Raw genomic sequence first — 7,267 nt, forward strand, 5'->3', positions numbered from 1 at the left:
AGCGGCCGGCCGGCGTCGTCGTCGTGAGGGCTCCGCTCAGGAGACGACCTCGGAGCGGTCCCCGCTCCACAGGGTGTGGTAGATGCCCTCGGCGTCGTCGACGCGTCGGTAGGTGTGCGCGCCGAAGAAGTCGCGCAGCCCCTGCGTCAGGGCCGCGTTGAGCCGGGGCCGGCGCAGGGAGTCGTAGTAGTTCAGCGTGGTGGCGAACACGGGTGCGGGGATGCCGCGCTCCACGGCCCGGGCCACGACGCGCCGCCAGGACGGCAGGGCTTCCTCGACGGCGGTGACGAACTCCGGGGCGAACAGTAGGTTCAGCGGCTGCTTGTCCCCCTGGTACGCCTCCATGATGACCTCCAGCAGCTGCGCCCGGATGATGCAGCCCTCGCGCCACAGACCCGCGATGGTCGCGAGGTCCAGGTCCCACCCGTACTCCCGGCCGGCCATGGTGAGCATGTCGAGGCCCTGGGCGTAGCTGACCAGCTTCGAGGCGTAGAGGGCCTTGCGCACGTCCTCCACGAACTCGGGGTCGTGCACGACGTCCTCGGTGGTGCCCCCGATTCCGGCGGGCAGCACGCGCTGGGCCTCGAGGCGCATCTCCGGCTCCGCGGAGGACAGGGCCCGGGCGAAGACGGACTCGGCGATCGCCGTGACCGGGGAGCCCAGCTCGAGGGCCTCCTGGACGGTCCAGCGGCCGGTGCCCTTCTGCCCCGCGGCGTCGACGATCACGTCGATCAGCGGCTGGTCGGTGCGGGCGTCGACCTGGCGCAGCACGTGGGCGGTGATCTCGATGAGGTAGGAGGCCAGCTCGGTGCGGTTCCACTGCTCGAAGACGTCGGCCTGCTCGGCCGGTTCGAGCCCGGCGACGGAGCGCAGCAGCTCGTGCGCCTCGCCGATGACCTGCATGTCGGCGTACTCGATGCCGTTGTGCACCATCTTCACGAAGTGACCGGCGCCGTCCGTGTCGATCCAGGCGCAGCACGGCGTGCCGTCCTCGGCCTTGGCGGCGATGTCCTCGAGGAGCGGGCCGAGGGAGTCGTAGGACTTCCGGGGTCCGCCGGGCATGATGGAGGGCCCGAGCAGGGCGCCCTCCTCACCGCCCGAGACGCCGATGCCCACGAAGTCCAGTCCTTGCTCGGCGAGCTCGCGCTCCCGGCGCCGGGTGTCCTGGAAGTAGGAGTTGCCGCCGTCGATGATGATGTCGTCCTTCTCGAGCAGCGGCACCAGCTGCTCGATGACGGCGTCCACGGGGGCACCGGCCTTGACCATCACGAGGATGCGGCGGGGCGTCTCCAGGGCGTCCACGAGCTCCTGGAGGGTCTCCGTGCGGATGAACGTCCCCTCGTCGCCGTGGGCGTCGAGCAGGGCGTCGGTCTTGCCGACGGAGCGGTTGTGGAGGGCGACGGTGTACCCGTGCCGGGCGAAGTTGCGGGCGAGGTTCGCGCCCATGACCGCGAGGCCGGTGACCCCGATCTGAGCTTTCTGTTCTGCTGCCATGCCCCCAGCCTACAAACTCCGGGAGGGCGCTCCGCGCGGTGCGCACTTGTTGCCGAGGCGCACCGGGGCCGACCGCGCCGCGGGCCGACGGCGACGTCCGGGAGAGAACCTCCGTCACAATCGCCGCGCGCCCGGCCGGGACTCCTACATTGGACCCGGGGCACGACGAGCCGGGGGCCGTGGATGGACGCGAGGAAGAGGGCACTGACGGGGGCCGTGGCCGGTGCCCTGCTGTGGTCGGGCGCCGCGCTCGCACCGGCTGCGGCCGCCGGCGGGGTCGACCTGGTCCTGGGCACCAGGCAGGTGCTCGACGAGGCCACGGTCAGCCAGGTCACCGAGGGAGCGGCCCGACTGTGCGGGGGCACGGCCTCGAGCTACGTGAAGAGGGCCCGGAAGGCCGCCCGCACGGGCAGCATCGTGGTCCTCTGCACTCGGCGCGACGGACAGCAGGTGTACTTCCGCTGACCGCGCGCCGCACCGGCTGCCGCGGACGGCTCCCCCGCGGCTCGTGGTGGGTCCTACCGGGATCGAACCGATGACATCCACGGTGTAAGCGTGGCGCTCTACCAGCTGAGCTAAAGACCCTGACAACCGGGTGGGAGGTTTTCGCAACCGCCGGCACCCGGTTCCCGAACAGATTACCCGCCGTGACGGATCGGTGCCGCCCGGGGGCAGGTCCGCTCCGGCGTGACGTTCACCATATTCACCGACCGTCCTGCGGCCGGGCGAGTCGCTGCTCGAGCCCGGCCAGGAAGTCGGTCGCGGACGCATCGACCTTCAGGCGCGCCGCGGCGTCCCCGCGGGTCCGCCCGTGGTTGACGATCACCACCGGCACCGCGGTGCGCACGGCGTGGCGGACGAAGCGGCGCCCCGAGTTCACGGTCAGCGACGAGCCCACGACCAGCAGGGCGTCCGCAGCGCCCACCATGCGCAGCGCGCGCAGCACCCGGTGCCGGGGCGCGTTCTCCCCGAAGAACACGACGTCGGGCTTCAGGACCCCTCCGCAGACCGGGCAGTCCGGCACCCGGAACCCGGCCGTGCGCGGCACCACGGCGTCGGCGTCCGGGGCGAAGTCGATGTCGTCCGGGGACGAGATCGAGTCGTAGAAACCGGGGTTGAGCCGGTCGAACAGGTCGGAGAGCACGGCCCGCGGGATGCGGGTGGCGCACCGCATGCACCCCACCTGGGTGTAGCGCCCGTGCAGGTCCACGACGTTGAGGGAGCCCGCGGCCTGGTGCAGACGGTCGATGTTCTGCGTGACCACACCGGTGACGGACCCCGCCTCCTCGAGGCGGGCCAGCGCCGCGTGGCCGGGGTTGGGCCGGGCGCGGGCCAGATGGCGCCACCCGTACTGGTTGCGCGCCCAGTAGTGGCTGCGATTGGCGGCGCTGCCCATGAACTCGTCGAAGGTCATGGGCCTGCGCGGGGTGGAGCCGGGGCCCCGGTAGTCCGGGATGCCGGAGTCCGTGCTGATGCCCGCCCCCGTCAGGACGGCGATCCGGCGGCCGCCCAGCAGCTCGGCCGCCGCCGCCAGTCCGGCCTCGAGCCCGGCGGCGTCGGGGTCGGGGAACTGGTCGGGATGCACAGGGACGCCGTAGCCGGCGCGGACGGTGGGCATCGCTGCTCGCTCGGGACCTGGTCGACCGGATTCAGCCGTGCAGCCTGGCGAGAGCGGTGCGGTAGGCCTCGAGCTCGCGCGGCACGCCGCGTTCGGAGCGGAAGGCGTCGACGACGACACCTGCCGCGTCCAGCACGAAGGTGGCCCGTTCCGCCAGACCGCCCACCGGGTCGAACACCCCGTAGCGCTGGGCCACCTCCCCGTGGGGCCAGAAGTCGGAGAGCAGGTCGAAGTCGAACGACTCCTCCCGGGCGAACGCCCGCAGCGTGTACTTCGAGTCCACGGACACCGCCAGCAACTTCGCTCCGGCGTCGTCGAACACGGGGAGGCTGTCCTGGAGCCGGCAGAGCTCACCGGTGCAGACCCCGGAGAACGCGAACGGGAAGAACACGACCGCCACGGGCCGGCCGCGAAGAGCGCTCAGGGTGACCGGCTCGCCGAACTGGTTGCTGAGGGTGAAGTCCGGGGCGGGAACGCCGATCTCGAGCATGCGTGGTCTCCTGGAGTGGGTCCGCGACACCCGGTCAGACGTTGCGCTTGGGCATGAGCCGGGTCGCGGCCCAGTCGGCGCTGACGCGTGCGGTCGTGGTCACGTGCAGACCCGCCGTGGGCGCGGCCTCCTGGACCTCGGCGGGCGGCACGTAGCCGTCGCGCCCGGCCTTGGGGGTCAGCACCCACACCACACCGCCGTCGTCCAGGGTGGTGGTGACGTCCACCAGGGTGTCGACGAGATCGCCGTCGCCCTCGCGGAACCAGAGGAGCACGGCGTCGACGACCTCCTGGTCGTCCTCGTCGAGCAGGTCCGAGCCGATCACTTCCTCGATGCCGTCCCTCAGGTCGAGGTCGACGTCCTCGTCGTATCCGAACTCCTGGATGTAGTCGCCATCCTTGAAACCGAGCTGGACTACCGCGTCACCCGCGGTGGTCTTGGCCTCGCTCACTGTTCTTGCTCCTTCTGGGATCGGGCCGACGAACGACGACCACGCACTGCGTACCGGTGCTGGGCTCCGCCTGCCCGTCGGCGGACCGCGGGGGCACGGTGGCGGGCCGGATACCGGCTTCACCGTCCAGACAACACCGGATCAGGGACTCTTTCAAGCTCCCGCACGGTGCGCGCCTCCGAATCGTGGGGTGACACGGCGTGTGACGGCCTGCCGCGGGTGTGGAAGCATGGTCCCAACAGACACCCCGTGCGCCCGAGGCGGCCCCGGCGGCGCGATCCGCCGGCCGGGCCGGTCCCGGACGTCCGCCCGTCCCGGGTGGCGTCCGGACAGCGGTACGGGCAACGGGTATTTTGAGACTGTCGGACGACCCGGCCGCGTCCTCGCGCGCGCACCCGCCCGGGTTCCGTCGGGCAACTCGACGAAGAGAGGTTGAACGTGCCTTCATCCAGCAACCACCACATCCTCAGTGGCTTGACCCACAACCTGAAGGACTCCGACACCGAGGAGACCCGGGAGTGGATCGAGTCCTTCGAGGGCCTGATCGAGACGCAGGGCACGGAGCGGGCGCAGTACATCATGCGCGCCCTCCTCCAGCACGCCGGCGCGAAGAGCGTGGGCGTGCCGATGGTCACCACCACGGACTACGTCAACTCGATCCCGGTGGACCAGGAGCCGGAGTTCCCCGGCGACGAGGAGATCGAGCGGCGCTACCGGGCGTTCCTGCGCTGGAACGCCGCCGTGATGGTGCACCGGGCCCAGCGCCCGGAAATCGGGGTCGGCGGGCACATCTCCTCCTACGCCGGCGTCGCCACCCTCTACGAGGTGGGCCTCAACCACTTCTTCCGCGGCCCGGACCACCCCGGCGGCGGCGACCAGGTGTTCTGGCAGGGCCACTCCGCCCCGGGCAACTACGCCCGGGCCTACCTCGAGGGCCGGCTCACCGAGGAGCAGCTGGACGCGTTCCGGCAGGAGAAGACCAAGGCCCCCCACGGCCTGTCCTCCTACCCGCACCCGCGGTCCATGCCGGACTTCTGGCAGTTCCCCACCGTGTCGATGGGCATCGGCCCGCTCAACGCGATCTACCAGGCGCAGTTCAACCGCTACCTGCACAACCGCGGGATCAAGGACACCTCCGACCAGCACGTGTGGGCGTTCCTGGGCGACGGCGAGATGGACGAGGTGGAGAGCCGCGGCGCGCTGCAGCTGGCCGCCAACGACAAGCTGGACAACCTCACGTTCGTGGTCAACTGCAACCTGCAGCGCCTGGACGGGCCGGTGCGCGGCAACGGCAAGATCGTCCAGGAGCTGGAGGCCTTCTTCCGCGGCGCCGGCTGGAACGTCATCAAGGTCCTCTGGGGCCGGGAGTGGGACCAGCTGCTGGCCCGGGACAAGGACGGCGAGCTGGTCCGGGTCATGAACGAGACCCTCGACGGGGACTACCAGACCTACAAGGCCGAGTCCGGCGGCTTCATCCGCGACCACTTCTTCGGCAAGTCGCCGGCCACCAAGGAACTGGTCGCGGACATGAGCGACGACGAGATCTGGGAGCTCAAGCGCGGCGCGCACGACTACCACAAGGTCTACGCCGCCTACAAGGCCGCCGTGGAGCACGAGGGCCAGCCGACCGTCATCCTGGCGCAGGGCGTGAAGGGCTACGGGCTGGGCAGCCACTTCGAGGCGCGCAACGCGACCCACCAGATGAAGAAGCTCACCCTGGAGGACCTCAAGGCCTTCCGGGACCACCTGCGGATCCCGGTGTCCGACGAGCAGATCGAGGACGACCTCTACAACGCCCCGTACTACCACCCCGGCAAGGACTCCCCGGAGATCAAGTACCTGCTCGAGCGGCGCAAGGAGCTCGGCGGGTTCGTCCCGGACCGCCCGCACGGACAGAAGGAGATCGCTCTGCCCACCGACGCCGCGTACAAGTCGGCGAAGAAGGGCTCGGGCAAGCAGATGGCCGCCACGACCATGGCCTTCGTGCGCATCCTGAAGGACCTGCTCCGGGAGAAGGACTTCGGCCACCGGATCGTGCCGATCATCCCCGACGAGGCCCGGACCTTCGGCATGGACTCGTTCTTCCCCACGGCGAAGATCTACAACCCCAACGGGCAGAACTACCTCTCCGTGGACCGCGAGCTGATGCTCGCCTACAAGGAGTCCGTGCAGGGCGTCATCCTGCACCCGGGGATCAACGAGGCGGGCGCGAGCGCCGCGTTCACCGCCGCCGGCACCTCCTACGCCACCCACGGCGAGCCGATGATCCCCGTCTACATCTACTACTCGATGTTCGGCTTCCAGCGCACCGCCGACGAGTTCTGGGCGGCCGCCGACCAGCTGACCCGCGGGTTCCTCATCGGCGCGACCGCCGGGCGCACCACGCTCACCGGCGAGGGTCTCCAGCACGCCGACGGGCACTCCCCGATCCTGGCCTCCACCAACCCCGCCGTCCTCCACTACGACCCGGCCTACGGCTACGAGATCGCCCACATCGTCCGCCGCGGGATCGACCAGATGTACGGGACCGGCGACGAGGACCACGACGTCATGTACTACCTGACGGTCTACAACGAGCCCTACCAGCAGCCGGCCGAGCCGGAGGACGTCGACGTCGAGGGCATCCTCAAGGGCATCTACCTGCTGAAGCCCGCCGAGAACGAGGGGCCCCGCGCGCAGCTGCTGGCCTCCGGCGTGGCCGTGCCGTGGGCGCTCGAGGCCCAGCGGCTGCTGGCCGAGGACTGGAACGTGTCGGCCGATGTGTGGTCCGTGACGTCCTGGGTGCAGTTGCGCCGCGACGGGCTCGCCGCGGAGGAGGAGTCGTTCCTCAACCCCGGCGACGGGACGCGGACCCCGTTCGTGGCCCAGCAGCTCGCCGGGGCCACGGGGCCGATCGTCGCCTCCTCGGACTTCAGCTCGGACCTGCCGGACATGATCCGCCAGTTCGTGCCCAACGAGTTCGCCACGCTCGGCACCGACGGCTTCGGCTTCGCCGACACCCGTCAGGGCGCCCGCCGCTTCTTCCACGTGGACTCGCACTCCATGGTGGTGCGCGCGCTCGAGATGCTCGCCAAGCGGGGCGAGGTCGACTGGCGAACCCCGGGCGAGGCGATCGAGAAGTACCGCCTGCACGACGTCAACGCCGGGACCTCGGGCAACGCCGGCGGCGACGCCTGAGCCGAGCCCACCGGTGCCCGACGGCCGCCCCGGGCCG

6 protein-coding genes and 1 tRNA gene are annotated in these 7,267 nt (G+C 70.7%); 2 read left to right on the plus strand and 5 right to left on the minus strand.

The window, feature by feature from the left end:
* Window positions 1–36 precede the first annotated feature (36 nt).
* Window positions 37–1,494: an NADP-dependent phosphogluconate dehydrogenase gene (gene gndA, locus ABD220_RS12920; RefSeq protein ID WP_344123204.1), complete on the minus strand. Its 1,458-nt coding sequence runs from the start codon at window positions 1,492–1,494 to the stop codon at window positions 37–39.
* Window positions 1,495–1,677: 183 nt separating this feature from the next.
* Here gndA and ABD220_RS12925 point away from each other — a divergent pair, with 183 nt between their 5' ends.
* Window positions 1,678–1,959, plus strand: coding sequence for a hypothetical protein (locus tag ABD220_RS12925; protein WP_344123206.1), 282 nt, complete (start codon window positions 1,678–1,680; stop codon window positions 1,957–1,959).
* A 44-nt stretch (window positions 1,960–2,003) separates the two neighbouring features.
* Here ABD220_RS12925 and ABD220_RS12930 read toward each other — a convergent pair.
* From ABD220_RS12930 to ABD220_RS12945, 4 genes are all read right to left on the minus strand, one after another.
* A tRNA-Val gene (locus tag ABD220_RS12930) sits at window positions 2,004–2,079 on the minus strand.
* A 118-nt stretch (window positions 2,080–2,197) separates the two neighbouring features.
* Window positions 2,198–3,112, minus strand: a complete 915-nt coding sequence (locus ABD220_RS12935; RefSeq protein ID WP_344123208.1) for an NAD-dependent protein deacetylase — start codon at window positions 3,110–3,112, stop codon at window positions 2,198–2,200.
* Between the two features lie 31 nt (window positions 3,113–3,143).
* Window positions 3,144–3,602, minus strand: coding sequence for a peroxiredoxin (locus ABD220_RS12940; RefSeq protein WP_344123210.1), 459 nt, complete (start codon window positions 3,600–3,602; stop codon window positions 3,144–3,146).
* A 34-nt stretch (window positions 3,603–3,636) separates the two neighbouring features.
* Window positions 3,637–4,053: a DUF3052 domain-containing protein gene (locus tag ABD220_RS12945; protein WP_298585098.1), complete on the minus strand. Its 417-nt coding sequence runs from the start codon at window positions 4,051–4,053 to the stop codon at window positions 3,637–3,639.
* Between the two features lie 438 nt (window positions 4,054–4,491).
* Between ABD220_RS12945 and aceE the strand changes: the two genes are divergently transcribed.
* Entirely contained in the window at window positions 4,492–7,230 is a 2,739-nt protein-coding gene (aceE, locus tag ABD220_RS12950) for a pyruvate dehydrogenase (acetyl-transferring), homodimeric type (protein ID WP_344123213.1), read from the plus strand.
* Window positions 7,231–7,267: the final 37 nt, after the last annotated feature.

The sequence above is a fragment of the Kocuria aegyptia genome (assembly GCF_039530085.1).
GTDB lineage: Bacteria > Actinomycetota > Actinomycetes > Actinomycetales > Micrococcaceae > Kocuria > Kocuria aegyptia.

Bases quoted from the DNA above. Each gene is read 5' to 3' on its own strand.
- gndA (WP_344123204.1), bottom strand. From the start codon at position 1,494: ATGGCAGCAGAACAGAAAGCTCAGATCGGGGTCACCGGCCTCGCGGTC.
- ABD220_RS12925 (WP_344123206.1), top strand. From the start codon at position 1,678: ATGGACGCGAGGAAGAGGGCACTGACGGGGGCCGTGGCCGGTGCCCTG.
- ABD220_RS12935 (WP_344123208.1), bottom strand. From the start codon at position 3,112: ATGCCCACCGTCCGCGCCGGCTACGGCGTCCCTGTGCATCCCGACCAG.
- ABD220_RS12940 (WP_344123210.1), bottom strand. From the start codon at position 3,602: ATGCTCGAGATCGGCGTTCCCGCCCCGGACTTCACCCTCAGCAACCAG.